Origin of the sequence: Thermosynechococcus sp. GLH187, from assembly GCF_031583395.1 — a bacterium.
Taxonomy (GTDB): Bacteria; Cyanobacteriota; Cyanobacteriia; order Thermosynechococcales; family Thermosynechococcaceae; genus Thermosynechococcus.
The window spans coordinates 981,984-1,008,768 of record NZ_CP134175.1 but is presented as its reverse complement, the minus strand read 5'-3'; the positions used below and the strand labels follow the sequence as shown (position 1 = coordinate 1,008,768).

Annotated in this window: 24 protein-coding genes; 6 read left to right on the top strand and 18 right to left on the bottom strand. The window is 53.3% G+C overall.

Going from position 1 to position 26,785, the window contains the following annotated elements; genetic code table 11:
- The first annotated feature begins 7 nt into the window (after positions 1–7).
- Complete coding sequence (gene mgtE / locus RHI63_RS04725) at positions 8–1,384, top strand: magnesium transporter (RefSeq protein WP_206201286.1); 1,377 nt, start codon at positions 8–10, stop codon at positions 1,382–1,384.
- Positions 1,385–1,387: 3 nt separating this feature from the next.
- Positions 1,388–2,089, top strand: a complete 702-nt coding sequence (locus tag RHI63_RS04720; protein WP_206201285.1) for an MgtC/SapB family protein — start codon at positions 1,388–1,390, stop codon at positions 2,087–2,089.
- A 5-nt stretch (positions 2,090–2,094) separates the two neighbouring features.
- Here the strand turns inward: RHI63_RS04720 and RHI63_RS04715 are convergent, their stop codons facing one another.
- From RHI63_RS04715 to RHI63_RS04670, 10 genes are all read right to left on the bottom strand, one after another.
- Complete coding sequence (locus RHI63_RS04715) at positions 2,095–2,496, bottom strand: hypothetical protein (protein ID WP_206201284.1); 402 nt, start codon at positions 2,494–2,496, stop codon at positions 2,095–2,097.
- A 139-nt stretch (positions 2,497–2,635) separates the two neighbouring features.
- Entirely contained in the window at positions 2,636–4,039 is a 1,404-nt protein-coding gene (gene leuC / locus RHI63_RS04710; RefSeq protein WP_310437865.1) for a 3-isopropylmalate dehydratase large subunit, read from the bottom strand.
- A gap of 145 nt (positions 4,040–4,184) precedes the next feature.
- Positions 4,185–4,850 carry a hypothetical protein gene (locus tag RHI63_RS04705; RefSeq protein WP_310801570.1) on the bottom strand — a complete coding sequence of 222 codons (666 nt, stop codon included), beginning with the start codon at positions 4,848–4,850 and terminating at the stop codon, positions 4,185–4,187.
- Positions 4,851–4,867: 17 nt separating this feature from the next.
- Positions 4,868–5,869, bottom strand: coding sequence for a DNA methyltransferase (locus RHI63_RS04700; RefSeq protein ID WP_315863346.1), 1,002 nt, complete (start codon positions 5,867–5,869; stop codon positions 4,868–4,870).
- A gap of 67 nt (positions 5,870–5,936) precedes the next feature.
- Positions 5,937–6,893 carry a glutathione synthase gene (gene gshB / locus RHI63_RS04695; RefSeq protein WP_310801690.1) on the bottom strand — a complete coding sequence of 319 codons (957 nt, stop codon included), beginning with the start codon at positions 6,891–6,893 and terminating at the stop codon, positions 5,937–5,939.
- A gap of 10 nt (positions 6,894–6,903) precedes the next feature.
- Positions 6,904–7,167: a glutaredoxin 3 gene (grxC, locus tag RHI63_RS04690; protein ID WP_206201279.1), complete on the bottom strand. Its 264-nt coding sequence runs from the start codon at positions 7,165–7,167 to the stop codon at positions 6,904–6,906.
- A gap of 96 nt (positions 7,168–7,263) precedes the next feature.
- On the bottom strand, positions 7,264–8,577 hold the full coding sequence (locus tag RHI63_RS04685; RefSeq protein WP_206201278.1) for a CO2 hydration protein: 1,314 nt from the start codon (positions 8,575–8,577) through the stop codon (positions 7,264–7,266).
- A 15-nt stretch (positions 8,578–8,592) separates the two neighbouring features.
- Positions 8,593–10,068 carry an NADH-quinone oxidoreductase subunit M gene (locus RHI63_RS04680; RefSeq protein WP_206201277.1) on the bottom strand — a complete coding sequence of 492 codons (1,476 nt, stop codon included), beginning with the start codon at positions 10,066–10,068 and terminating at the stop codon, positions 8,593–8,595.
- Positions 10,069–10,095: 27 nt separating this feature from the next.
- Positions 10,096–11,931, bottom strand: coding sequence for an NAD(P)H-quinone oxidoreductase subunit F (locus tag RHI63_RS04675; RefSeq protein ID WP_310821940.1), 1,836 nt, complete (start codon positions 11,929–11,931; stop codon positions 10,096–10,098).
- Between the two features lie 163 nt (positions 11,932–12,094).
- A complete protein-coding gene (locus RHI63_RS04670; protein WP_310801567.1) occupies positions 12,095–13,429 on the bottom strand; it encodes an HlyD family efflux transporter periplasmic adaptor subunit in 1,335 nt (444 codons plus the stop codon).
- 318 nt (positions 13,430–13,747) lie between these two features.
- Here RHI63_RS04670 and RHI63_RS04665 point away from each other — a divergent pair, with 318 nt between their 5' ends.
- Positions 13,748–14,122, top strand: a complete 375-nt coding sequence (locus tag RHI63_RS04665; RefSeq protein ID WP_206201274.1) for an FHA domain-containing protein — start codon at positions 13,748–13,750, stop codon at positions 14,120–14,122.
- Positions 14,123–14,196: 74 nt separating this feature from the next.
- On the top strand, positions 14,197–14,739 hold the full coding sequence (locus RHI63_RS04660) for a biotin transporter BioY (RefSeq protein WP_399382237.1): 543 nt from the start codon (positions 14,197–14,199) through the stop codon (positions 14,737–14,739).
- Between the two features lie 10 nt (positions 14,740–14,749).
- Here the strand turns inward: RHI63_RS04660 and cobN are convergent, their stop codons facing one another.
- Positions 14,750–18,427 carry a cobaltochelatase subunit CobN gene (cobN, locus tag RHI63_RS04655; protein WP_310743457.1) on the bottom strand — a complete coding sequence of 1,226 codons (3,678 nt, stop codon included), beginning with the start codon at positions 18,425–18,427 and terminating at the stop codon, positions 14,750–14,752.
- Positions 18,428–18,585: 158 nt separating this feature from the next.
- Here cobN and RHI63_RS04650 point away from each other — a divergent pair, with 158 nt between their 5' ends.
- Complete coding sequence (locus RHI63_RS04650) at positions 18,586–20,778, top strand: ATP-binding protein (RefSeq protein ID WP_206201272.1); 2,193 nt, start codon at positions 18,586–18,588, stop codon at positions 20,776–20,778.
- Here RHI63_RS04650 and coaE read toward each other — a convergent pair.
- From coaE to RHI63_RS04635, 3 genes are all read right to left on the bottom strand, one after another.
- Complete coding sequence (coaE, locus tag RHI63_RS04645) at positions 20,749–21,360, bottom strand: dephospho-CoA kinase (RefSeq protein WP_310437874.1); 612 nt, start codon at positions 21,358–21,360, stop codon at positions 20,749–20,751. The two genes, RHI63_RS04650 and coaE, sit on opposite strands and share 30 nt — an antisense overlap.
- Complete coding sequence (locus RHI63_RS04640) at positions 21,353–21,916, bottom strand: FxLYD domain-containing protein (RefSeq protein WP_310821937.1); 564 nt, start codon at positions 21,914–21,916, stop codon at positions 21,353–21,355. The genes coaE and RHI63_RS04640 overlap by 8 nt, the downstream gene beginning before the upstream one ends.
- A gap of 99 nt (positions 21,917–22,015) precedes the next feature.
- The gene (locus tag RHI63_RS04635) at positions 22,016–22,939 is read right to left on the bottom strand and encodes a DUF928 domain-containing protein (protein WP_206201269.1); all 924 of its coding nucleotides are present in this window, start codon (positions 22,937–22,939) and stop codon (positions 22,016–22,018) included.
- A 156-nt stretch (positions 22,940–23,095) separates the two neighbouring features.
- Between RHI63_RS04635 and RHI63_RS04630 the strand changes: the two genes are divergently transcribed.
- On the top strand, positions 23,096–23,833 hold the full coding sequence (locus tag RHI63_RS04630; protein ID WP_225901699.1) for a 7-carboxy-7-deazaguanine synthase QueE: 738 nt from the start codon (positions 23,096–23,098) through the stop codon (positions 23,831–23,833).
- A 13-nt stretch (positions 23,834–23,846) separates the two neighbouring features.
- Here the strand turns inward: RHI63_RS04630 and RHI63_RS04625 are convergent, their stop codons facing one another.
- The 4 genes from RHI63_RS04625 to RHI63_RS04610 all read right to left on the bottom strand — a co-directional run bounded on the left by RHI63_RS04625 (position 23,847) and on the right by RHI63_RS04610 (position 26,737).
- Positions 23,847–25,031: a hypothetical protein gene (locus tag RHI63_RS04625; RefSeq protein ID WP_206201267.1), complete on the bottom strand. Its 1,185-nt coding sequence runs from the start codon at positions 25,029–25,031 to the stop codon at positions 23,847–23,849.
- A gap of 113 nt (positions 25,032–25,144) precedes the next feature.
- Entirely contained in the window at positions 25,145–25,738 is a 594-nt protein-coding gene (locus tag RHI63_RS04620; protein WP_310821934.1) for a PAS domain-containing protein, read from the bottom strand.
- 45 nt (positions 25,739–25,783) lie between these two features.
- On the bottom strand, positions 25,784–26,437 hold the full coding sequence (locus RHI63_RS04615; RefSeq protein WP_310821933.1) for a GAF domain-containing protein: 654 nt from the start codon (positions 26,435–26,437) through the stop codon (positions 25,784–25,786).
- A 27-nt stretch (positions 26,438–26,464) separates the two neighbouring features.
- On the bottom strand, positions 26,465–26,737 hold the full coding sequence (locus RHI63_RS04610) for a hypothetical protein (RefSeq protein WP_310821932.1): 273 nt from the start codon (positions 26,735–26,737) through the stop codon (positions 26,465–26,467).
- Between the last annotated feature and the right edge of the window lie 48 nt (positions 26,738–26,785).

Genomic DNA, 26,785 nt, shown 5'->3' with positions numbered 1-26,785 from the left:
CAATGCGATGGTAATCAATCCCCTCGATGATCTGCTGACCTATCCGCAGGGTCTCGGTGCTGCCAAGCGGACAGCCAACCAACTGACGATTCCTGAGCTAGTGCGTGCCCTGCGCCAAATTGACCCCCATAAGCGGGTATTGGCCTTTCGCCTCCTCGAAAAAGACAAGGCGATCGCAGTCTTTGAAGCCCTGACTCCCGATGAGCAGGCAACCCTCATTGAAGGGATGACGGATCCTGAGATTCTGCATTTTCTAGAAGCCCTTGAGGCCGATCAACGGGTGCGTCTCTTTGAGGAATTACCTGCCAAGGTCACCAAACGGTTGCTCAGCCAGTTAAGCTCAGAATCCCGCGACGCCGTGAACCTGCTGTTGGGCTATCCTGAGGGCACAATTGGTCGGCGCATGAATCTGCGCTACTTGGCGCTGCGGCAAGACTTGACCGTGGAGCAGGCGATCGCCGCTATCCGTGAGAGTTCCTTGGATATTAATGACCTGAGCATTATTTTTGTCATTGATGAACAGCGCTTTTATCGTGGCTTTGTGCAGCCGATCCAGTTGATGAAAGCAAATCCCCACCAGCCGCTTCAGGATTTGGTGCAAGGACAGGAACTGGCGATCGCTGTGACCGCGCCGGAACTATCCGCAGCCAAACTCCTCAAGGAATACGATGTCCCTGCTATTCCTGTGGTGGATCAAGAGGGGCGACTGGTGGGCGATATCACCTTTGATGATGTGATTGACCTGATTGAGGAGGAGGCAACGAGCACCATTTTGGCGCAAGCAGGTGTGGGTAACCTGCTCAACCGCGATCAAGCTTGGAGTGAACGACTGGTGCGCGGTCCCATTCGCTATGCAGTGCAACTGCGGATTATCTGCCTGATCATTACCCTCATTGGCGGTATGATTGTTGGCGGCGTGATTCAGTACTTTGAGGAAGTTCTGGAAGCCGTCGTTGCTGTGGCCATTTTTATTCCTGTGGTCATGGACATGGGAGGCAATGTCGGTACCCAATCCACCACTGTCTTTGCCCGTGGTCTTGCTTGGCAGCACATTGATATTCGTCGCTATGGCGGTTATCTCTTTCGCGAGTTTCGCATTGGTGCGATCATGGGTCTTATCTTGGGAACTGCTGGCGGCTTGATTGCCTTCCTCTGGCAAGGGTTACCCAACGACATTCCCCAACTGGGCTTGGCCGTGGGACTTTCCCTTTTTATTGTGATTACCTTCGCGGCGGTCTTAGGGGCATTAATTCCTTGGGTGTTGCTGAAGTTGGGTTTTGACCACGGACCATCGGCGGATCCCTTTATCACAACCATCAAGGACTTTACAGGGCTGTTGCTCTACTTCTATCTGGTGAGTGCCTTCCTAGGGCTGTCGTTTTAACCGATGTCAACAAGTGATTTTATTGTCCGTTTGGTAGCGGCCTTTTGTCTTGGGGCAGCCCTCGGCTTGGAGCGACAATGGCGGCAGCGCATGGCCGGTCTGCGCACAAATACCCTCGTGGCAACGGGGGCAGCACTATTTGTCATGCTCTCGGCTTTGACGCCGGGGGAAGCGAGTCCAACGCGGATTGCCGCCCAAATTGTCTCTGGTATTGGGTTTCTCGGCGGGGGCGTGATCCTGCGGGAAGGCCTCTCAGTACGGGGTTTGAATACGGCCGCTACTCTCTGGTGTGCAGCGGCGGTGGGGGCACTGTGTGGTTCGGGATTACTCTATCAGGCAACCTTAGGAGCAGTGGCAGTGCTCATGGCCAATCTGCTCTTGCGTCCCCTCGGCTATCGCATCAATCAGCAGCCCCTCAAGGGCACCGAAGTGGAGTTGTGCTATCGCTGTGATATTGTCTGCCGTGCTGAGGCAGAGGCTCATTTGCGGGCACTGCTGTTGCAGTCATTAGCGGGCAGTCGGCTGAAGTTGCGATCGCTCCTCAGCGAGGATATTGAAGACACCCCCGATCGCGTCCATATTGAAGCAGAACTCCTCAGTCAAGAGCGCAATGATGACTTTGTAGAAGGGCTGGTGAGCCGCTTGAGTTTAGAACCCAGTGTTCTTTCGGCGCGCTGGCGCATTACAGAGCAGGAGTATGGTTGATTTCTCTAGGGATAGAGGCGCATATTCAGACGAGCCGTGGTGCCCGCTTGCGGACATTGCAGACGCGGCGTATAAGTACCGCCAACTCGCCACACGGAAATATAGCGATTATCCCGTACCCATTGAATGGTTACTTCGCCACTACAGCCAAAATTACCGCCAAGATCGCGATCGCTAAAAAAGCCGCGCACGAAGCCATTGCCGCTTGCCGTGACGTTAATGGTGCCCTCATAAACTCGTCCATTGACTTTGGTGGTGTAGGGCAAGATATCTCCCGGCAAGGGGCTAAGCTGGTAGCCGTAAATTTCAGTCAGCCCGCTATCAGAAACTAGCGTCTCAGCAGCAGCAGGCAAAATAGAGGCCATACCCAGAACCACTGCGCCTAGCAAGCCCTGTAACATTTTCATAGACAGCCTCCTTTTGGAAAGATTGGAAACATAAACCGCTCCTCCCCTTGTCTCTATTGTCATTGTCTAGGAGGATAATTTCATACTTTAGGGAATGTGACAGGGCTGATAAAGAACTTGATATCTATTAAGCAGGACATCAAAGAAATGCCCGCACATCTGTAACTTCACCCGTAATAGCTGCGGCGGCCACCATCGCTGGACTCATGAGGAGTGTCCGTCCCGCTGCTGATCCTTGGCGTCCTTTGAAGTTGCGATTGGAAGATGAGGCACTGATCTGACGCCCTTGCAGCTTGTCGGGATTCATGGCGAGGCACATCGAGCAACCAGGATTGCGCCATTCAAACCCTGCGGCTTGGAAAATGACATCGAGACCCTCCGCTTCGGCTTGCGCTTTCACCCGTTCTGAACCGGGAACCACAAAGGCTTTGACACCGGGTTTGACTTTGCGCCCTTCGACAACTTTGGCAGCCTGCCGCAGATCACTAATGCGACCATTGGTGCAACTGCCAATAAAGCAGACATCAATCTTGGTGCCTTGAATGGGCTGCCCCGGTTGCAGATCCATGTAGGCATAGGCTTCAGCGGCGATCGCCCGTTCTGCCTCGGGCAAACTCTCTAGGGTGGGCAAGGTCTCATCCACCGCAACGCTTTGGCCGGGGGTAATGCCCCAAGTGACCGTCGGTGCAATATCTGCAGCTGCAAATGTGACAACATCATCGTATTCAGCATCGGCATCACTGACGAGCGATCGCCACCACACCAGCGCCTCATCCCAAGCCTTGCCTTGGGGAGCAAAGGGGCGGCCTCGTAAATAGGCAAAGGTGGTTTCATCGGGGTTGACATAACCGCAGCGGGCTCCCCCTTCAATGGCCATATTGCAGACGGTCATCCGCTCTTCCATTGAGAGCTGGGCAAAGGTACTGCCAGCAAACTCATAGGCATAGCCAACACCGCCTTTAACACCAAGGTGGCGAATAATGTGGAGGATGAGATCCTTGGCATAGACCCCAGAGCCAAGGGAGCCATTCACTTCTACTTTGCGAACCTTGAGCTTATTGAGGGCGAGGGTCTGAGTCGCCAACACATCCCGCACTTGACTGGTGCCAATCCCAAAGGCGATCGCCCCAAAGGCACCGTGGGTAGAGGTGTGGCTATCCCCGCAGGCGATCGTCATCCCCGGTTGCGTTAACCCCTGCTCGGGAGCAATCACATGGACAATGCCCTGACGACCAGAGCCAATCCCAAAGAAAGGAATATTGTGAGCACGGCAATTCGCCTCAAGGGCTTGCAGCATCTCTTCGGCAAGGGCATCTTGGAGAGGACGCGCCAGCGTATCTGTCGGCACAATATGATCCACCGTCGCCACGGTTCGCTGCGGATACAGCACCGCCAATCCCCGCTCCCGCAGCATGGCAAAGGCTTGGGGACTCGTCACTTCGTGAATCAGGTGCAGGCCAATAAAGAGCTGCGTTTGCCCTGAGGGCAGTGTCGCCACCGTGTGCTGTTCCCAAACCTTATCAAAGAGTGTGCCGCGACTCATAGACTCGTGAAAAAATCCAGCCTATCAATTATAGGCAAAAGGAAGAGATTCAGTACAGTGATTATACAAGGCAACTATCCGTTTTCAGTCGCATCACAGCCATGTTGCAGCTTGGTTTATGATGTTTAACTTTATGAAAAAAGCTTTAATCGCTATGATTAAGCCAAAACTCGCGAACCTTTGTAAAGTATTTCAACCGCCCTTCAATTTTGCTAATTTCACGGGGATAGAATTCAGCTAATGCATCACACAACTCAAGCATCCACTGCTTACGGGAGTAGCCACGGTTAATCGTTAAAACATTAGAGTTCGCAATCTGAATTTGCCCCCAACCCAAAGCGCCAATTGTTAAGCAGTCCCACCCCAAAAACTCGATTGGCAGAAATTGAACATTTTCAATACCGATACGAGTTCTTTGAGCCTCATAGGCAATCAGCAAAATTGCAAAAACATTTTCATCTGATTGATAGAAACGAGTGAGGCGTTCTACAGAAATTAAATTGGGCATATTAAACTGTGTACTCAATCTGTGGGTTTTCACGTCAATGACATAGTAAAATCCTTGATCATCCTTGAAAGCGAGATCAGCCATGGCTCTACGGGCAAAATGTGCTGAATAGTTTTTACAAATCTCTTCACCAAGAACCGCCTGTAGATGATTGGCAAGAATTTGCTGAACAGCATCGCCAACAGCTCTTGGGCTATTGATTGTCACAGCAGACAAGAAATCTTCCTGTGAGTTTAAGAGTTCTTTGATGTTTTCTTCGATTTGACCAATCTGATCACCATAGAAAATATGTCTTTTTTCCATTGATTCTTATGTTTCCTCTAGGGAAAAAGCTCTGGTTGGTGAAATAGTTTTTCGCACTGATACTGCTTTTGCGTAAAACGTCCTTGCTCACTTAATGTGTTTCTTTCCCAAAACACGCCATCAGCATAGCCCTGAATCGAAGCATCTACTTCAGCCATTTCAAGGCGCTTCTCCGCTAGGCAAGCATAAGTCTCATCCAGTTCAACCCCCAAAAAACGCCTACCGAGCTTCTTGGCAACGACAGAGGTTGTTCCGGAGCCGAGGAACGGATCAAAAATAATGTCATCTGGATTGGAGCTAGCTAAAATGACCTTAGCCAGTAGTTTCTCGGGCTTTTGGGTGGGATGATCTGTATTTTCTGGCATTGACCAAAAGGGCACAGTTAAGTCTGTCCACAGGTTAGAAGGATGCGTTAGGCGGTAATTTCCTTCTTCCGTGGCTTCCCAATCTTTGGGATGTCCATTGACTCTATAGGGAGCGATGACTTTACGCTTGAGCTTAACAGCCTCAACATTAAAGGTGTACTCATTAGAAACAGTGCAGAACCATATATCCTCAGAGGCATTTTTCCAATTCTTGCTTGCTCCTCGTCCTTTCTCGCGCTCCCATGTAATTCGGTTGCGGATTTGAAAACGGTCTTTAATGACTTCAAATACAGCAGTTGAGGATTCCCAATCAGAGCAAATGTAAATAGATGCAGTTGGTTTTAGAATTTTTTCAAGACTCGACAAGCAAGACTCTAGCCAGTTGATGTAATCCTCTAAACTTTTTTTCTTGAAGCTAATTGAGTTAAATACTTTGTTCAGGTTGTAAGGTGGATCAATAAACAGCAAATCAACAAATTGACTTGGGAGAAACTTGATGACCTCAAAGATATCTTGATGGATGGTGCGGTTAATGATTTCTGATAGGCTCACAGGATGACTCAACCGTAGGAGTCGCTGTCGATACTTCGCTTGTTCTTGCTCGGTCAACGTAATTGTTCTATTTCTGGGGGCGCGTTCTTTGCTGTGAACCATATCGCTTTATCAAAACTTGATTACTGGTTTGAATCACATCCCCTGAGTGGCTAAGCATGACTCAATGTTAACCTAATAGCCAAGCCATCACCTGTTGACCAAGGCAAGTCCCATTGAGGCGATCGATCTCACGAACGCCCGTGGGGCTAGTGACATTCACTTCTGTCAAATAGCCACCAATGACATCAATCCCCACAAAGTACAGGCCATCGCGCCGTAGGGCAGGGGCTAAAGTTTGACAAATCTGGCGATCGCGCTCGGTAATTTCCACTGCTGCCACCCGTCCCCCTGTGGCCATATTGCCCCGAAATTCATCCCCTGTGGGAATCCGATTCACAGCACCAATGGGTTCCCCATTGAGGAGAATGATTCGTTTATCGCCTTCCTTGGCCGCGGGTAGATACTCTTGCACCATCACGGGCAGTTGTCCGCGTTGGGTACTGATTTCAATCATGGAATTGAGGTTGCGATCGCCCGCCTGCAAAAAGAGAATGCCTTCTCCGGCTTTGCCCCCCAAGGGCTTGAGCACCGCCATGCCCTGCTGCTGCACAAATTCCCGAATGCGCTGCTTATCTCCTGTGACAATCGTCTTGGGAATCACACTCGTAAATTGCAGGGCATACATCTTTTCATTGGCGTGGCGTAACCCTGCGGGCGAGTTGAGGACAAGGGTGGTCTGGGGATCGATTAAATCAAGACAGTACGTGGCATAGAGGTAGGCGGTATTGACTGGGGGATCCTTGCGCATCCACACGGCTCGAAAGGTGTTGAGGGGTCGCCATTCCACTGCCCCCGTCTGAAACCAAGGTTGGGGAATCTGCCACTGGCTGGCCACTAGTTGCACGGGCGATAACTGGATCGGGGTGAGCGCTGCCCATACCTGACCTTCGCGGATCAGCAGTTGGGAAATTTCCGTTACCCACACCTGTGCGCCTGCCGCTTGCGCTGCTTCCATCAAGGCCACACTGGTATCGTGGCCGGGGTCAAGGCGGGCGATCGGGTCAATAATAAAGGCAATATCCACGGCCATTCCGCTAGGCTGCCGCTTGCAGGAGCGTATCCAAGATGCCTTGTGCCTCTAGGGCATAGAGATCATCGCAGCCGCCAATGTGTTCGTTGTTAATAAAAATTTGCGGGAGCGATCGCCGGCCATGGGCACGTTGAGCCATTGCAGCACGAGCCGCTTCATCGCCATCAATGACGTACTCGGTAAATTTTACTCCCTTGCGGGTTAACAGCTGCTTTGCCCGAATACAAAAAGGACAACGAGACCACGTATAAATTTCCACGTTGGCCACGGCTTTACCTCGTTACAAAAATTCACTTTGATTCCAGCCTAGCAAAAAGGGAGAAGAGACACACCCCCTCTCCCTAATGTCCTGTCCTACAACTCCCTACAAATAATTGGGATCTTGGACATTGCGAATTTTGCAGGCTTCAGCAATGCCGTACTGCGGTCGCAAGAAGCGATCCATCTGAGCCACAAAGAAACGCCGGTTGGCCATGAGATGCTCCGGATTGGGATCATCTAAGGGGTAGTAGAAGGCGGCACGGGTTGCTTGCAAAACAGCGGAGGTCACCGTGTACATCGCATGCTGGAAGGCAATTCCCAACTGCACCAAAATATCATCCTCGCCGCGACAGTGCTGGTGGAAGTAATCCTTCAGGTACTGGGGTAGGAAGTGATACATGTCCTGATGCAGCAGTGTGGGGGGAATCCCCGCCGTCCCCACCGGGAATTTATCGGCAAAGAGAATGCCATAGTGGAAGTCCACCTGATCAGTGGGCACCTGATTGGCTTGGGCATTGTAGGACTTCGTTCCCCGGAAGGGCGCCGTGCGGTAAAAGACCGCTTCCACATAGGGGAAGGCCGCTTCATAGAGCCACATAAAGCCCTTTTCCTTGGGCACAAGGACATGCACCTCGCCATCAATATAGACGTGGTGGTAAATCGGGCGACCGGCAATGGCAAAAATTCCATTGACCAAGAAGTTCATGGCATCCTTGACGCTGGTAATGCTGCCCTCGTCATAGCGATCGCTCATCTCGAAGAAGACGGGTGCCATCACTTCCCAAAATAGCCCCAGCACGTTCATGTAGGTGGCTTGGCGAGCCTGCTCCAAGAAGAGGTCGGGAAAGAGCTTGTACAGCCCGAGCATCAGCGGGTTGCCTTTGAAGTAGGCGCGGATTGCCCTATCGGCGGCGGCTTTGTACTCTTCAGTGTCAAGGTAGATATCCAGCTGCCCACCCATGCGATGCCACATCATTGAGCGCGCCAAGCTTTCGGAAAACTCCATGTTGATGCGGTCGTGCCAAAGGTGGTGGAGCAGACGCGGCATTTTCCCTGTTTCCCCCTTTGCAATAAATTCCATCAATTCGGGGTGGGCATGGGCAGGGCCACGCCAAATCCGCAGATCCGCTGTATCCCCAGCATAGTGATTGGCCAATTCAAAGTAGTCCTTGGTTGGAAAATACTTGAAGAAGGGAAAAGGATGGATAAATACCCGCTCACCGAGGTACAGCAAATTCCGCCAGTAAAAGTCCATTGGAATGGCGTAGGCCTTGTACATACCGATGATCTTCATCAGGTTCACTGGCGTGTCGGGAATGAGGGCACCCCCCGCCTCAAGGCGGTAAATAATGTCGGCGAGGGGGTGATCCAGTGGGGGCAGTTTTGCCGAACTGGGACGCTCAATTGTTTCAACCATGGTTTCCTCTCTGAGCTATAGGGGTAAACTGGCAACGGTTTCGGTGGCAGTGGGGATGGCGGCAACCAGCTGCGCACTGGTGGTTTCACTCCAACGCACCAGCCATGTTGGTTGGATGCCCAGAACCAGAATCAGCAGTGTCAGTACCATAGCGGGGAACTTCTCTGACCAAACCACCCGTGGGTAGTAGGCAGTGGCATTGTCAAGACGACCAAAGCAGGTGCGGTTAATCAAAATTACAAAATAAACAGCCGTGAGGCCGGTGCCCACCACCGCAATTAGAGTTGGCATCGGGAAGGTACCATAGCTGCCTTGGAAGATTAAAAATTCCGCCACAAACCCCACTAATCCTGGAATACCGGCACTGGCCATCCCCCCCAAAATGAGGAGAGCACTGGTGGTCGGTAACCCCCGCAGAGGATTGAGCAAGCCATTGAGCACATTGAGTTCGCGGGTGCCAACTTTCGTTTCAATGACGCCAACCAAATAGAACAGCAATGCCAAAATCAGGCCATGGCTAATCATTTGGGCAATGGCGCCGACGATGCTGAGGTGGGTATGGGCTGCTGCCGCCAACAATACGTAGCTCATGTGACCAATGGAGCTATAGGCCACCATGCGTTTAATGTCCTTTTGGGCGATCGCAGCCAGTGCTCCATAGCTAATGCCAAGAGCCGCCACAAGGGCCAGCAGGCCAGAAAACTGCCCCCAAGCCTCTGGAAAACAGCCTAAGGCAAACCGCACTAGGCCATAGGCACCCAGCTTAGCTAGGATCCCCCCAAGGAGAATGGCGGTTGGCATTGAGGCTTCCACATAGGCATCGGGCAACCAACTGTGGAGGGGCACCAAGGGCATTTTGATGCCAAAACCTAGGATCAACAGCAGCAGCAGAATCCCTTGGGTCGTCGGTGCCAAGCCAGCAACCTGAATATCTTGATAGTCAAAGCTAGGAGCGTGGGTGAGCCAGCCCATCCCCAAAAAGGCAGCTAGCACGAGAATTCCTGAGACTGCCGTATAGATCAGAAACTTGATCGCTGCCTGCTCGCGACGCTGCCCGCCCCAGATCAAAATCAACAGGTAAAAGGGCACCAACTCAACTTCGTAAAAGAGAATGAACAGCAGCAGATTTTGTGCTGCGAACGCCCCGGTAATTCCCGCATTGGCCAAAAGAACAAGGGCATAGAAGAGCCGATGGCCACTTTTTTCACCCGTGAACACAACCACAAGGGTTAAGAACGTTCCCAAGACAATCAGCGGGAGGGACAACCCATCCACACCAAGGGAATAGTTCAATCCCAAGGGCGACAGCCACGGCACAAATTCCGTAAATTGTAGTGCGGTCTGCTGGACATCAAACTGCGTCAGCATCCAGAGGGACAGGGCAAAGGTGACACCAGCGCTCACCAAAGCAACCGAACGCAAGGCTCGTTCTGGCAGCAGCGGCATCAGCAGCGCACCGATGACAGGCAAAACAATTAACAGCGTCAGCATAGGGCAAGAACCTCAAGGAATGGAGCACTAAGCCAGCAGTGGCCAACAAATGGCAATCACCAGAAGGGCGACCCCCATCAAAATGGTGAGGATATAGGCTTGGGATTGACCCGTTGTACTGTACTTCAGGCGATCGCCCCCTAGGAGGGTTGCTCCGCCAAAGGCATTGCCAGTGCCATCCACCAACGTGCGATCAAACCAAGCAGTCATGCGGGAAATCATATCCACTGCTCCCACCACTGTGGCTTTGTAGAGCTTGGGCGTATAGAAATCGTAGGCCAGCAGATCCTGTACCGACGGTAGCGGAAACTGCACCGGCTTGGGAATGGCTTTGCCGAGATAGACCCATGCGGCTGCTCCCCAGCCCAAGATAGCGGTTACCGTCAGGGCAGCTGCTGTGGTTAGGGAAGGATCTGTCCAAATCACCCAATCAAAGCGCCCCATGAGAATGGGCAAGTGCAGCACCAGACCCAGATCAACGGTCATCGGCAAAATCATCGGCCAAAAGACCTCGGGCGATCGCGCCGTCATTGGTTTGACCTCACCGCCCCAAATCAGGCAGAACGTGCGACCAAGACTAAAGGCAGCAAACGCATTCATCAATAGAAGCACCACCCCCACCCAAGGCAGTTGGGCAAAGGCCGTATCCAGCAATTCTGCCTGTGGGAAAAAGCTGGCCAAGGGGGGAACCGCCAGCAACCCTGCAGAACCAACGAGAAACGAAATACCGGAAATGGGGCGCCGCGACCACAGCCCGCCCAATAGGCGCAGATCTTGGGTAATGCTATTCCAAATAATGCTGCCAATGCTCATCATCAGCAGTGCCATGGCCACGCCGTAGGTGAGGATAAAGACAAAGGCTAAGCCCGGCTCCTTGAGACCAACGGCAATAAACACCCAGCCCATGTAGGCACTCACCAAATAGGAGAGGGCGCGTTTAATGTCCACCTGGGCAATGGCAATCAGGGTTCCCCCCAAGGCAGTGACGCTACCAATCACCAACAGCGCCGTCAGAGCCACAGGGGAAAGAGTCAGGACAGGGGTTAGCTTAACGAGTACCCATGCCCCCGTGGCTACAACAATGGCATTCCGGAGAATCGAAGCGGGAATCGGCCCTTCCATCGCTTCATCCAACCACAGGTGCAATGGGAATTGGGCACATTTCCCCATTGGCCCAGCAATCAGCGCCAAACAAATTAGGGTAATGAGGGTGGGATCCACCTGAGCCGTAGCTGCCCAAGCCGCTAAATCGTCGTAGTTCCAAGAGCCAGCAAGGGGATAAATCGCCAACACCCCCATCAGCAGCACCAAGTCTCCCACCCGCTTGGTGAGGAAGGCATCGCGGGCACCGGTCACCACCAGCGGTTGGTTAAACCAGAAGCCAATGAGCAAATAGGTCGCTAGGGTCAGAATTTCGAGCATGACATAGTTAAAAAACAGAGAATCCAGCAGCACCAGCGCCCCCATCCCCCCTTCAAACAGAGCCAATAGGGCAAAAAAGCGCGCCCAGCCCCAATCCATCTCCATGTAGCCGATCGCAAAGACCTGAGCCATGAGGTTCAAGCCCGTGATCAGCATCAGGGCAGTGGTCGTCAAAATCGAAATTTCAACGGGAACGTCAAAGTGCAGGCCTGCAACATCAAGCCACGTCCAGTGCAAAGACTGCGGCGGCTGGTTGGCGATCGCCACCGTGGCCAACAGTGCATGAACAAAGGAGAAAAACGTGAGCAAGAGATTCAAATAGCCCGCTGGACGAGGTCCCGTTTTCCGAGTAATCCCCGGTGACCAAATCAAGGACAGCACCATTCCCGCCAGCGAGTAAAAGGGAATGAGCCATACTGTGTCCGCAAATGATTGCAACATAAACCCCGCTTATGCCTATGGACAAGACTAATTAGATTTAATCTTATCTATGAACGGTACTGCACTTCACAGGGTCAAGAATAAAGTTGCATCAATATCCCTTATTGCCCAGATAAAAGGCAACTATGAAGGATTGAGCATTGTTTAGGATAGCTATAAAAGCTTAGGGGGAAATTTGAAAGGTCACTCGTGCGGTGTAGCCCACATAACAGAAATTGCCTTCGCCCCAGTCTTGATCAGCGTCTAATTCAACGCGCACTTGGCTTTGACGTGGATAGTTTTCGGGAATGGGAATGACCTGATCGTCGCCGGGGTTGAGGCGACCCAAGCCAGAGCGAATGTTGGTGACTGTGCCCCAAACCACCTTGCCTTTGCTGCCATAGAGTTCAATTTTGGCCTTGGTACCGGGGTGGATTAGCCGCAGGGACTGTTCCTCTACAAACACATCAATCCAGCGCCGTTGACAATCCAATAACTGCAAAATTTGATCCCCTTTGCCGAGAAACATCCCCGGACGGGCATCCACCCGCCAGACATAGCCGGCAATGGGAGCCGTTACCTTCACCACCTTGCGCTGAGCAACCTCCTGCCGGGCTTGGGCAACCTGTCGCTGTTGAGCCGCAATTTCCCGTTTCAGCCCTTGGACGATCGCCTGCTGTTCGCTAATCTGAATTTTTAGCTCCTGAAGCCGCAGGCGGGGGTCATAATTACTGCGAGTGTTGCGCAGGGTCAGTCCCAATTCAGCGGCACGGGCATCGGCCTTGAGCGCCTCTACCCTATCAGCGGCAGCCTCCACTTCCCGTTGGCGAGCAGCCACTTGCGCTTGGCTTTGCTGCAATTCCGTTAGAGCCGCATCTGCTTGGGCTTGGGGTACCGCTCCCTGCTGCGCCAACTGGCTAAAGCGCTGGTAGTTAATTTTTGCGAGTTGATAGCGTGCCTTGGCATCAGCCAGATTCGCTCTAGCAGCCCCTAGTTCCGCTTGGGCAGCCGCCACTTGGCGATTGGTTTGTTTCACCTCAAGCAGCTGTTGATGGCGTTCATCCCCTTGGGCAGAGGCGAGGAGTCCCTGCAACTGAGCCAGTTTTGCCTGAGCGGCTTCTAGTTCACCCTGCCGCCGTTCGAGCCATTTTTCAACTTCCTTGAGGTCGCCTTGGCTAAGGTAGTCATTTTCTAGCACGGCTAGGGGCGTCTCCTCCGCTGGCTTGATAAATTGCCCCACCTTTGCCCTCAGTTGCTGGAGGGTTCCTTCCTCCGGAGCCCGCACATTCACAATGACGCCATTAATGACCGCATCACGACTGCGAACCGTTGTCAAATGTTGGTAGAGAAACACCCCTGCAAAGGCAAGGATGCCACACCCGGCTGCGAACACTAACAAATTGGCAAGGAGCGATCGCCGTAGCTTCAGTTGCTGAGTCGGTACAACCTGATTTTTAATCTCCGTCAAAGGGGAGACTTGGCTTAAACTAGATGCAGAATCTGAAGCTGGCTTTTTCATAGAAAACTCACAACAAGTCAATTAAAGTGAATAAAATCGCCCAGCTATTTTGCATAATTGACAGGTAAAAGCTTTGTGCTAAAAACGCCTCATGTTTCCCTCACAATTGAACCTTAAAGAGTCTTGAATATTTTTTTACTAGCTTCATCTAAACATACTCACTAACCTTTTGTTATCCGTACAACTACTGAAGCTGACATCCGAAAATTACCTAATTAAAGACATCCAATCTTGGATTACCACAGGTTTTCAGAGCCTTAGCCCGCCCCAAAAGTATGGATAGAGTACGTATGATAAAAGTATCCGTGGCAGACCCCTATGACCCACCTTCCAGACGTTGACAAACAAGCATGGCTAATTGTGCGCTCCCAAGGTACGGTGGTCGGCAAGTATCACCTCGCAGGAAAGGCGTTCTGGAAAATTGGCCGCGCCAGCGACTGTGACATTATTATTCACGACCCCTATATTTCCCGACATCAGGCAACTATTGAACTACGCCCTCGGGGCAATGCCCTAGTGTACCTGATCCGTGACAACAATAGTCGCAATGGCACATTAATTAACGGTACACCCCTGTCGGAGGAGCGAGTCTTATACCATGGAGACCTTATTATGATGGGGGATACGGATCTCGCGTTTCACTATACAAGTCCGACCCCGTCTGTCCCGCCTAATGTGTTGCAGTGCTCTTGAGAACCAACCTGTCACCCCTCGATGAATTTTTGTGGGCCATTTTAGGCCTCCTGCTGACAGTGGCTGGAACCTTCATGGAGGCGGCGATCGCCCTCCCCAACCTCCTCAATGAGGAAGGGCAATTTGTTTTGCCCAGTTCATGGGCCGCCGTTCCCGTGTATGGGTTACCCGTCTCCTATCAAGTTGCGGCGGTTCTTCTAGTGGGCTGCATGGGGGGACGGCAAGCCGCCGCCCTCTCTCAGGTGGCTTATCTGATTCTGGGTCTCAGCGGGTTTCAGGTGTTTTCCCAAGGGGGCGGTCTGGACTACTGGCGTGAACCGACATTCGGTTACCTCTTGGGTTTTGTGCCGGGGGCTTGGGTCTGTGGTTGGCTGGCTTTTCGCCCCCAAAAGCGAGTGAGTTTAGAATGGCTTGCTTTGAGTGGCCTAGCGGGACTGGTGCTCATTCATATCTGCGGTGCCCTCTACCTCAGTGGTCTGGCTCTTGCAGGGCAGTTGAGTCAACCCTTGGTGGAGCTACTAGAGCAGTATTCGCTTTTTGCCTTGCCAGGGCAGTTGGTGATTGTCTGCTTGGTGGCAGCGATCGCGCGGGTATTGCGCTTGATTTTGCTGTATTAAAGCTAAACCATTAAAATTTGCCTTCAATTAAACCTTCGGCCTCTAGGGCGATCGCTCGCAGGCGGTCTAGGATCTGCGGATCCGGTGCTTGCCACAGTTGACGCTGGGCAGCTTCGAGGAGTCGCTCGGCCATGTCCCGCAGTGCCCAAGGATTATGCTGCGCCACAAAGGCTTGCATTTCGCTATCAAGCAAATAGGTCTGAGCAATGCCTGTAAACACATAATCGGGCACACAGCGAGCCGTAGCGGCATAGCCAAAGAGATAATCCACTGTGGCGGCCATTTCAAAGGCACCTTTGTAGCCATGGCGCTTGATGCCGGCTAGCCATTTGGGATTAATGACGCGGGAGCGATAGACTCGCAGCAGTTCCTCTTGGAGGGTGCGAATTTTCGGCTGCTCTGGCCGTGAGTGATCGCCAAAGTAAACCGTGGGCTGCTGCCCCGATCGCGATCGCACGGCAACGGTCAAGCCCCCCTGAAACTGGTAATAATCATCGGAGTCCAATAGATCATGCTCGCGGTTGTCTTGGTTTTGCAGCACCACTTGCAATTGACTCAGCCGCTGCTCTAGGGCTTCCGCTGCATTGTGGCTGTGGGCTTCGCCGGTGTAGGCATAGCTACTCCAGTGAATATAGGCGCGGGCAAGATCGTCATCCCCCTGCCAGTTTTGGGCTTCGATCAGTCCTTGGAGTCCCGCCCCATAGGCACCGGGCTTGGAACCAAAGATGCGAAAGCGTGCCCGTTCCTGAGCTTGATTCAGGGAGAGACCCTGCTGTTGCCAATAGGCCGTTTCTTTGGCCACTTGGGCTGCCAAGGGATTTTGATCCGCGGGTTCATCCAACTGGCTCACCCGCTGCACCGCTTCATCAAAAAGAGCAATCAGGTTGGGAAAGGCATCGCGGAAAAAGCCAGAAATCCGCAGCATGACATCCACACGCGGTCGTCCCAACAGCGACAGGGGAATCACCTCCAAATCCACCACCCGCCGCGAGGCGCCCTCCCAGACAGGACGAACCCCCAACAGGGCAAGGGCTTGGGCAATATCGTCGCCCCCGGTGCGCATGGTTGCGGTGCCCCATACCGAAAGACCTAGGGTACGGGGAAATTCTCCCTGCTCTTGACAATAGCGTTCGATGAGGGCTGCCGCCGATCGCTCCGCCAATGCCCAAGCAGCTTCCGTCGGTACCGCTCGCAAATCCACTGCATAGAAATTCCGTCCGGTGGGTAGGACATCCGGACGACCACGACTGGGGGCACCGGCAGCGCCACTGGGAACATAGCCGCCATTGAGGCCATGGAGAAAGTGGTCAATTTCTTGGCGGGTCTGTTGCAGGGCAGGGTAGAGCACCGTACGAATCCAATCCAGTACCTGCTGAGTTGCACGGCCACAGGGGAGATCAGGGGTGCCCTTCAGTAAGTCCTCCACCAGTTTTGCCGCGGTTTCCTCGAGGGCATGCTGCCACTCACCAACGGAACGGTATCCAGGTACAGGACTTGGATCGGTTGGGTTAGCGGTCAGGGGATCTAAATCAACCCCTTGATCCTTTGCTAAGGCACGAGTGAGACCCATGTGCTGGCCACTGGGACTGCGGGCGATCGCCACCATCAGATCTCGCAACTGCCGTCCCTGGGGGCATTGGCCAAGAATATGCAGGCCATCGCGAATCTGGGCATCCCGCAGATCACAGAGGTAGCCATCGGTGCGCGCTAGCCACGCCGTCCAAGTTTCTTCAGGATTAGGGGCACCAATTTCTTGATCGAGATCGAGTTCTTTGACGAGGGCTTCAATCTGCTGCCGCAGCACACTCAAACGGGAGCGATCGAACTGCTCAGCGGCGTAGTATTCCTCAATGTAGTGGCTGAGGGTCTCTAGACCGCCGTACAGCTCAGCACGGGTGAGGGGGGGGGTCAGATGATCCAAAATCACTGCTTGAGCACGGCGTTTGGCTTGGGCACCTTCACCGGGATCGTTGACAATGAAGGGGTAAAAGTGGGGGACAGGGCCAAGGGCAATTTCGGGAAAACAGGTGTCACTGAGGGCAATGCCTTTGCCAGGGAGCCATTCTAGATTGCCGTGCTTGCCGACATGGACAATCGCATCCACCCCAAAAACATGGCGCAGCCAAAAGTAAAAGGCGAGATACGCTGGGGTGGGTTCCAAATCGGGGGCATGGTAATTCAAACTGGGGTCGCGATCGTAGCCCCGACTGGGTTGGACACCGACAAAAATGTTGCCCCAACAGTCACCAGCAATGGGGAGGTCTGTGGTGGGCGACGGCCAGCGTTCGTTAATGGCCGCCTGTACTGCCCTTGGTAGGTTCTGAAAATAGTGCTGGTAGGCCTCAAGGGGAAGGGTGTAGCGGGGCTGCCGCCAGTGATTGCCTTCGGGGTCGTTGGTGCGGTAGCGGCTGAGGTGGTGGATCAGGGCATCGCCATCCTTGGGCAACGGGTCAGTACCCAGATCATAGCCAGCCTGCTGCAATGCCTTCAGGAGTGCTACCGTACTGTTGGGGGTGTCGAGACCGACGCCATTGGCAAGACGACCATCGCGGCAGGGATAGTTGGCTAAAATCAGGGCAATGCGGCGCTCATGGGGGGCTTTGTGGCGCAGTTTCAGCCAGTTGGCTGCCAGATCACTGACCCAGTGCAGGCGATCGCCCACCGGGGCATAGGTGGTCACGGTGGTTTCCACATCTGTTTGAATTTGCGACACCGCCTTAAAGGACACCGCACGGGTAATGATGCGGCCATCCACCTCCGGCAGGACGACGTGCATGGCAAGGTCGCGGGGCGTCAGTCCTTGGGGATGGTGTTGCCAAGTCTCGTGGGTGCTGCTGCTGAGAATGACCTGTAGCACGGGGACATCCAATTGCTGCCAAAAGTTGACCTCCTTGGGCTTGGCGATCGCGAACCCCGTCGTATTGAGAATCAATTCCACCTTGCCCCGCCATGCCGCCAGCAGTTCCCGTTGAATGTCTAGATCTTGCAGCGAGGAGACAAACAGGGGGACAGGTGCCAATTGCCGCTGCAGCAAGGCCTGAGCGAGGGCATCCATCACCGCCGTATTGCCCGCTAAGTAATGGGCACGGTAAAAGAGAATCCCCACCTGCGGCCAGTCGCTGGCTATCTGCCCCGCAATCGGATAGCTGCCCCAGCGGGGAATCCTTTGGGGGGGTGGGGGGGGCTGACCCCAACCGCAACCGTAGTGGCCAATGAACTCTAGGGCACGCTGAATATTTTCCTGTCCGCCCTCGCGGAAGTATTGCCAGAGGCGATCAACTTGGGCCAGCGGCCAACTGGAGAGGCTCATGAGTTCTAAGTCGGGGCGATCGTCCCCCGGCAATAAGATCAACTGCCCACCGCGATCGCTGACCATTTGCTGCGCCACCTCTAGGCCATAGCTCCAATAGCCCCGTCCCCCCAAGAGGCGAATCACGACCACGTCGGCCTTGGCTAGGACGCGATCGCCATAGTCATCAATGGCTGCTGCTGCTTGTAAATGCAGTAAATTCGCCAAGCGTAGAGGGGGAAAGTTCTCGGGTAGCTGCTTGTAGGCTTGAGCCAGCAGGGCAATATCCGTATCCGCTGCCGTTAAAATAATAACGGGAGCACTGCTTTGCTGTAGAAATGCAACATCGCTGTTATCTGTGGCAACAGTCAGATCATTTAATGTAAGAATTCGATGCATGCGTTGACAACAATCATTAAAGAAACTGGTGGGTTTTCCCCCCTGTCCCCCTTGAGCCGCTACAACAGAAATTAATGGGAAAAGCCTCTAGCGATCGCAACCCGCATGGCAATGCCACTTTCTGTGATGAACCGATCAAGGATTGAACTTCAAAAACTATGCGCCAGCCCGTCTTTGATCGAATTTTACCAGCATTTTTCTACGAGCGAATCGCCACAGTCCTGCTCGCAGAAGCTAGCCATCGCGGCGCAACTGTCCTTACCCGTGAAGAGGTGATAGCGTCTGCCGATGCCCCTTTTCTCGTCGTCGTAGCAGAGACCTTTGCGCTGCTGTTGCAGGCAGAAACCGTACCGCAGATGAGTGCCTATCGGGTAAAAATCCTCACTGAGCCGGTGGCGATCGCTCGCTTTCTGCGCAAAATTCGCAGCCAGACACCCCTAGGCCAGCGTTCCCTGATCCGCTCAGTTTTGCAGCAGTTGATTCCCTTGACCGCCAAAGACCAAACGTTGCCCGCCGACTTGGCCCTTTCGCTGATGAATGTGCTCAGCGAAGACATGGCTCAGCAGTGTCAAAATTGTGCCCCCCTTGTCACTGCTGCCTTGAGCGAACGACAGGCCAAAGAGCGCCTGCTGCATCAGGTCACCACCCAAATTCGCCAAAGTCTGGAGCTACCAGAACTGTTGAAGATGGCAGTGGATCGGATTCGCGAATTTTTAGGTGCCGATCGGCTACTGGTGGGACAGTTTTACAATTCTACTGGTCAATTGCAGGGGCAAATTGCCTACGAATCTTGCCGCCATGGCGGAATTCCGTCGGTTCTTGGGCTCTGGGATGACTGCTGGCAGTGGTCTGCCCTACCCAGCAGTAGCTATCAGCGTCTCAGTCGTGGCCAAACCATCACAGTCAGTGACATTGACGAATTTTATCAAGAGGTTCCCTGCCTACAGGCCTTTGCCGTCCGCTGGCAGATCAAGGCCTGGCTAATTGTGCCAATCATTGTTCAAGAAAAACTTTGGGGAGTGCTCATTGCCCACCAGTGCGATCGCCCCCGCCAATGGCAACCCCAAGAAGTTGAGTTTTTGACCCATTTGAGTCAACACCTGAGTATTGCCATTTACCAAGCGCAACTCTACAGCGAGCTGCAACAGCAAAAGGCTACCCTTGAACAGCGCGTGAATGAACGCACCCAAGCCCTGCGGGAAGCCCTGAGTGCCATGGAAGCCGCTCATCGGATTAAGAATGACTTTTTGGCCACCATGAGTCATGAGTTGCGCACGCCCCTCACCTGTGTGATTGGGGTTTCGGCCACCCTCTTGCGCTGGCCCCTCGGTCCGCTAACGGAAAAACAGCGGGAGTATTTGGAAATTATCCATGAGAGTGGCACGCACCTGCTGGAGTTAATTAACAGCATTCTTGATCTCTCCCAAGCGGAATTGGGGCGATCGCGGCTGCATTACAGTGCCTTTTCGATTCGGCAACTCTGTACCGACTGCCTCGAAGTGGTCAAATCCCAAGCCCAGCGCCATCAAATTCACTTGCAGCATCAACTGATGATCCCGCCAAGTCGCGATCGCTTTTGGGGAGACTACCGCCGCATCCAGCAAATTCTCATTAACCTGCTCAGTAATGCCATTAAGTTCACGCCTGCGATGGGGGAAGTGATTCTGCGGGCATGGTGGAAAGAGGATGAACTGATTTTCCAAGTGCAGGACAATGGCATCGGCATCCCTGCGCACCTGCAACCCTTGCTCTTTCAGAAGTTTCAGCAGTTGGATAGCTCCTTTGGCCGTGCCTATACCGGCGCTGGTCTCGGCTTAGCCCTCACCAAGCAATGGGTGGATCTGCACAATGGCTGGATTGAAGTTGAGTCCACTGAAGGCAAAGGCAGCACCTTCACCGTTGGCTTACCTGCAACCTCTACGGACACCCTCTTGGAGCCGACCAAAGTCAAATTGGATGTGCCGCCCCTCGCCACAACGGATGTACTGGTCGAACCGGAGGGGCGAATTGTGCTTGTCAGTGAAGAGGAAGCCACAGCCACCCTCATCTGCTCGATTTTAACCACAGCGGGTTACCAAGTGATTTGGCTCGTCGATGGTGAAGTGGAACGGTTGCTAGCCCTGACGCCCATTGCCGTTCTTTTGGCAGAACCCTTTAGCTCTGGGGATTTGCAGGAGCTTGTAGATCAATTGCGACAACGCTGTACCCCTGAGCAACTGAAGATTTTTATTTTGGGATCAGAGCGCCCTTATCGGGGGGCCGATCGCCACATTTCTCTGCCCATTCATCCAGAAAGTTTTCTGCAACAGGTAACGATGGGGCTAACTTCCCTTGCGATCCCTGCCCAGTAGGGAAAAGGCTTGATCCACTTGACGGTAGAGTTCTTGAAGACCACTTGTATTCCAAAGAACGGTGTCTGCTCGTCGAATTTTCTCTTCTAGGGGAAGTTGACTGGCTAGGCGCAGGGCGGCGGCACTTTCAGAGAGACCATCCCGCTGCTGAAGGCGAGCTAACTGCTGTGCAGCTGTGGTGGCAACGACCCAAATCTGATCCACTAACCCTTCGAGGTGGGCTTCGAACAATAGGGGAATCACGAGGGTCAGCAGGGGCTGATCACATGCTTGAATGGCTTGCTGCATCTGGGCAATAACCCAAGGGTGAATTTGCGCTTCTAGCCAGTGGCGCTCTTGGGGTTGGGCAAAGACAATTTCCCCTAAACGGGAGCGATCGAGGCTGCCATCATCACGGCAAATCTCAACACCATAGCGATCGAGAATCGCTTGATAAATGGGCGTTCCGACGGCAACCGCCTGCCGCGCTAACTGGTCGGCATCGACAATAGGCACACCATACTGCTGCTGCAAATAGGCAGCCACCACCGATTTACCGCAGGCAATTCCCCCCGTGATACCGAGGCGAAGCGGTCTAGACACCCCCTTGGAGCCGCACCGCTGGCTGCATTAAGCGCACCCGTGCCCCAATATCCGCTGGCACAGTGGGGAGCATTTGTTGATAGGTCACTGTCTGACCGGGATCGACAGTTGCCGGTTCTGGCGTCGCTGCACCCGTTTGTAGAATTTGGCCATTAGGCCCCACGACCTCATAGTTAACGGATTGAATCGTTACCGGTTGGCGGTTATTGTTCGTCACGGTACCGGTCACCACTGAAGAGCCTGGTAACTTCAGTACAGGTTGAAGCTGCGGCTGCCCCACACGGATATTGCGTAGGAGCTGTTGTTCCAGCACTTTGGGATCGACTTCTTGGGGCGTCTCTGATGGTGTTGGCGTAGAAGCGGCTGCCGTTGCGCCAGAAAGGTTGAGCAAATGATTCCAGTAGCGTTGATTGCGTCCCCACTCATAGGGAGAGTTGCCAATAATCACAATGTCGCCCGCAGCCCGCTGTGCCAAGGCAGGGAGGGGGGCGATCGCTCCAAGAAGCACAATACTGGTTAGCCAAAGGGGAAATGGCGATCGAGTTATCTTTAGCATGGCGCACGCTCCTGTCAATGCAGCCTACTCTCCATCCTACTGCAACTTGATGTGGGGTTTGGGGTCAGCCAACCGCCCTCAATATCGGCACAGGGGCAGCTATCGCAACAGCGGCATATTAACAATTTGGGGATCAATACCGGCACTCTTGAGCACATCTTGCCACTGCTGTTTGATGGCAGCGTCATTGGGATTGCTTTGCTGCAACTCCACAAGGGTTGCCAAGGTATCGTTCCAGAGTTGACTGGTGGCCAAAAGGGGCAGGCGATCAGCCGGAGGCATGGTGGTAATTACCTGGGCAAGGTTGCTGTCCAGCTCAGCCCGCTCAATCCAGCCCGTCACAAAGGGATTGGCATCGGGTTCATTGGACTTACAGGTGAGGGAGAAGATCCACTGGTATTTTTGCCCCGGTTGTAGCTTCGCCTTACTGGCATCCACTGTCACAGGTAAAATGCCGGCTTTACCATTCAGGGGCACTTGTTGGGTGAGGAGCAGATCGCCAGCTTCTGAGAGCAGCATCAGTTCCGCCGATTTGGCCGTGCTTTGGGGAACAAAGAAAAAGAGACTGGGATTGGCCGCAGCGGTCATCCCCAAGTTGTTATCGGGCACAAGAGCAACAATTTTTGTCAGAGAGCCTTGGGTACATTCCCCAAAGCGGGTGGCGCCTGCGATCCGTTGCCCTGGCATGCCGCGATTTGAGGGTACAAAGGTGAGACGATTACTCGATTGGGCAGCGTAGCGATCGCGAGCAATATAGGCCTCGACATTACTAATCGCTGTGAGGGCATAGCGGTTACCGGGGCGCAGACTGAGGGCACGGCGGAAATTCACCAAGGCGGATGGATAGTCGCGTTTGGCGGTGAGTTGATACCCCCGCTGCATGTAGCGATCGAACTCACTGGCTTCGCTAGGGGAAGTTTGGCCAACAGCAGGTAACGATGGCAAAATAACTGGCAGGGCACCCATCCCCATTGCCAAGGTACCGACAAGCAGCCACGAAAGGCCAAAACGGTGGGTAGACATAGCACTTACCTACTGAACATGCTAACTATCTTTAAGGTACTATCGGAAAGAAAACCCGATTGTGATCAGGCTTGCACATCCCCTGTGATTTCCGTAAAAGAGCAGCAAACGAGCAATCATTCCTCCCTTGCGCCGATCACGCTTCCCTTGGTGGAGATGTTCTCAGCGATTCAAGGGGAAGGCGCTAATGTGGGGTGTCGGCAAATTTTTATTCGCTTGGCGGGTTGTGATCTCCGCTGCACCTATTGTGACAGTGCCCACACATGGTTTGTTCCCCCCCATGCCCTAATTGAAGCACAAGCGGGCGATCGCTACTTTCAAACCGTACCCAATCCCGTCACTGCCGCCCATATTCTCGAAGCCGTACAGCAGCTCAATACTCCCCCCATCCACGACAGTATTAGTCTCACCGGCGGCGAACCGCTGCTCCATGCTGCAACACTGGCACTATTTTTGCCCCTCCTCAAAGCCCATAGCTCCCTGCCCCTCTACCTTGAAACTGGCGGACACCATCCAGAAGCACTGGAGCAAATTCTTCCCTATCTCGATAGTGTCGGCATGGACATTAAGCTCCCCAGCGTCAGTGGTGAGTGCCATTGGTCAGCCCATGAAGCCTTTTTGCGCCTGTGCGATCGCGCCCCTGTCGAGGTCTTTTGCAAAGTGATTATTTCCCAAACAACGGATCCTGCTGATTTAGACCGCCTCGCTACCCTTGTGGCCAGCGTCAATCCCCATATCCCGGTCTTTCTCCAACCTGTAACGCCCGTAGGTACCGGTCGCTGTACCCCCCCACCCACCCCGGAACAACTCCTCAGATGGCAAGCGCAATTGAAGGCACAGCTGACCCAAGTGCGCGTCGTCCCCCAAACCCATAAATATCTCGGCCAGCGCTAGGGGTATTTTTTAATTACTTTTTAATCAAAATGTAGGCACGGACATAATTGGGGATGCGACGGGCAGCCGCTTGGTAGGTAGCACGGTCTGGAAAAATTCCCGCTAGAAAGTCCAACTGATAGAGATTGGGCATAAAGGCTCCCCCCGTATCGGCAATCACACCGAGGCGCAGTTTAGGCTGACCGCCTTGGGTATCTTCAACTACAATGACTCGCCCAAGACCGATATTCCAGACATCCCCCGCAAAGGTCACCTCAGGTTGGGTATTGATTTTGTTTTCAATGGTGCTGCCATAGCCCTTAAGGAAAGGGACTTCACGAAAATACCAGTAGCGTCGCTGCTCGTAGGGATCAACCCCCTTGACGAAGGGAATATCATTATTGCGATCCACATTGAAAAAGGCTTCAGTGCCATCGGTAAATTGCACCAGAATCGTCCCCTGCATCAGGGCATCCTCAAGCCCTCTCCTCGTCAAGTAGGCCAAAGGCTTCACCCGTCCATAGAGGGAGCCACCCGGTTCAAAAATCCCTTCCAGTACCTGTTGCTTTGTCAGTTGCTTATAAAATAAGTCCTCGGGTTGATCGGGAACACGGGGCGGCAGAGCATAAAGCGCCGTATTGTACGTCTCTGTGCGGGTGCGTGATCCGCGATGGGTAAATACCGCATAGTTGGTGAGGCGCAATTCCTTAGTTTGATGCGGATTGCGGGGGTTGTGGGGCAGCCATTGAATGACGCGAAAGTGCCGATTAATAAATGCGGGGTCTTGCAAACGAATTGGGCGCTTGCGACTAATATCCTCCGTGAGCGTCGCAATCATAAAGTCTAGGGTGTCGAGGACTTGGGGCAGCGTCACCCCCTGAATCGCCAGAATGCCCTCCCGCTGGGTAATCGGGTCTGTTTCCCTAAAGTCTTGAAAATACTGGCGAGTGCTACGCAACACTTGCAGCAGCTTCATCGGGGCGGTGCTAATGCGGTGGGCGGGCAGGGGGCGATCGCGAAACAGGTTCCGCCCATCCACTTGAAACTGGGGCTGGCCAAACTCATCCAGCACGGTGTACAGGGGAGATACAGCCACAGGGGACGTTGTAACCGTTGCAGATGCTTCTACTGGTGCTGAGGGAACCGTTGCCGCTTGACAGCCCACTGCCAAAAACATCAGACTCAGACAACTTGCCGCACTCAGCCAATAGAAACGCATAAGCAGACCTTGAACATGTTTAGCCTGCACTCCCTAATCCTCGCATCGCAGGTGGGGGTTAAGGCGCGGCAATGTAGGGAAGCGGAGTGGCCAATCGATTCATCATCCTAACCTTATGTGGAAAACTCCACAAGGGATGCTGCTCTCACACCTATACGATAGACCTGCGATTCAAAGTCGGTAACAGTACCAGTGGCGGTGAGGGCTTGGATAAACTCTTCGCGGCGACGCGGATTGACATAGAGCTGACCAGCAATGTCAGTGATGTGAGCCTGTAGATCCGCTGGGGAGTCATAAGCGTAGATGCGAGCCAAGGCGGGGTTGACCTTGAGGTAATGACCATTGGGACTAGATTGCAAGATCCCCTCTGTGGCATTTTCAAAAATACTGCGGTACTGGCTCTCGGCAAGGCGGAGCGATCGCTCGATCTCTTGGCGCTCTAGCACATTGGTAAATACTTGACCCATCACTTGCAGCAGTGGTAGGAGGGTCTCTAGGTGGGAATGAGCCTGACGTACAAAGTCTAATCCCAAAAAGCCGATCAACTCCTCACCGCGATTGAGGGCAACCACAAGGAGGGACTGAATTTGCTGGACGTCTAGACCTTGGCGATCGGGGGAATCCTTGGGCAGGTTTTGGATGCAAGGCCAGATGACATGATGCTGGCTCTGAATTTCTTCGAAAAAACGGGGATAGTCTTGAGTCACAATCCCCTGAAGCTGTTCCTAAAGACCCAGCACCTTGTGGATGGCCTAGGGAATCTCCGTCAGGGGCAGGTTGATAAACTCACTGGCAACGGTACTAATCAGGCGTTCATAGCGCAGTTGCTGATCGAGTTGGGCTTGGCGGGCTTGCTGTGCTCGTTCGGCGCGAATACGCTCTAGTTCAGCAGTCACCCGCACGGCAAAGATTTTGAGCAGACTTTCAATGGCAGCAATGCGTTCAAGGGGTTGGCAATGCATGAGGGCAATCATACCGAGGGTTTCCCCCTTTGCATTGCGCAGGGGCACGCCAATATAGGATTCAATCTGCAAGTCTCTGAGCATCGCATCCTTGGGAAACAAACGCGCCACACCGTGGTTGTAAAAACAGGTATCGGCTGTTAGAACTGACGCGCAGGGGGTATCGTCAAGGGCATAGCTTAAGGGGGGTTGAAGTTCACCACGATAATTCAGGGCAAGCGTCGTCACCCAATCCTGCTGGCGGCCAGTCAGTTCACCAATAAAGACATAATCAATGCCTAATCGCTGACTCAGATAAAGGACTAAATCGCGGCAAAAGTCATTGCCCAAGCTTTCATTGAGGTGAATAATCGGCTGATCAAGGGCGTCGTGCAATTCCTTCCACTGCTGCAGAAAGACAACAATGAATCCGGATGCCGATGCCGTCTCCCTGAGGGGAACCATGGTGAAGCAGAGTTCGCGGTGGCAACCTTACAGGGGCATTTGCTGGTGCCAACACTGGTCGAAAAAGGTTAGCAGTGCTCCATCCTGAAGCAGTGAAGCTACGGAGAGGTGATCCCCCAAAAGCTGCTGGCCAATGCTGTTGGCGCTAATGACTTGATATTGGGGTGGGCGGGTGGCAGAAACACCAATCAGTAGTAGCCCTTGGGCACTGTAGTTAAAAAGAATCTCCAACAGGCGATCGGTCATGGAGAGGGAGGAAGCGGCCAGTGTCTGGCCTTGCAGAGGAGAGGGCTGAACCACGGCCAATGTTTCTAAATTTTATTTCTTAATCCGTCTACTCTAAACGAT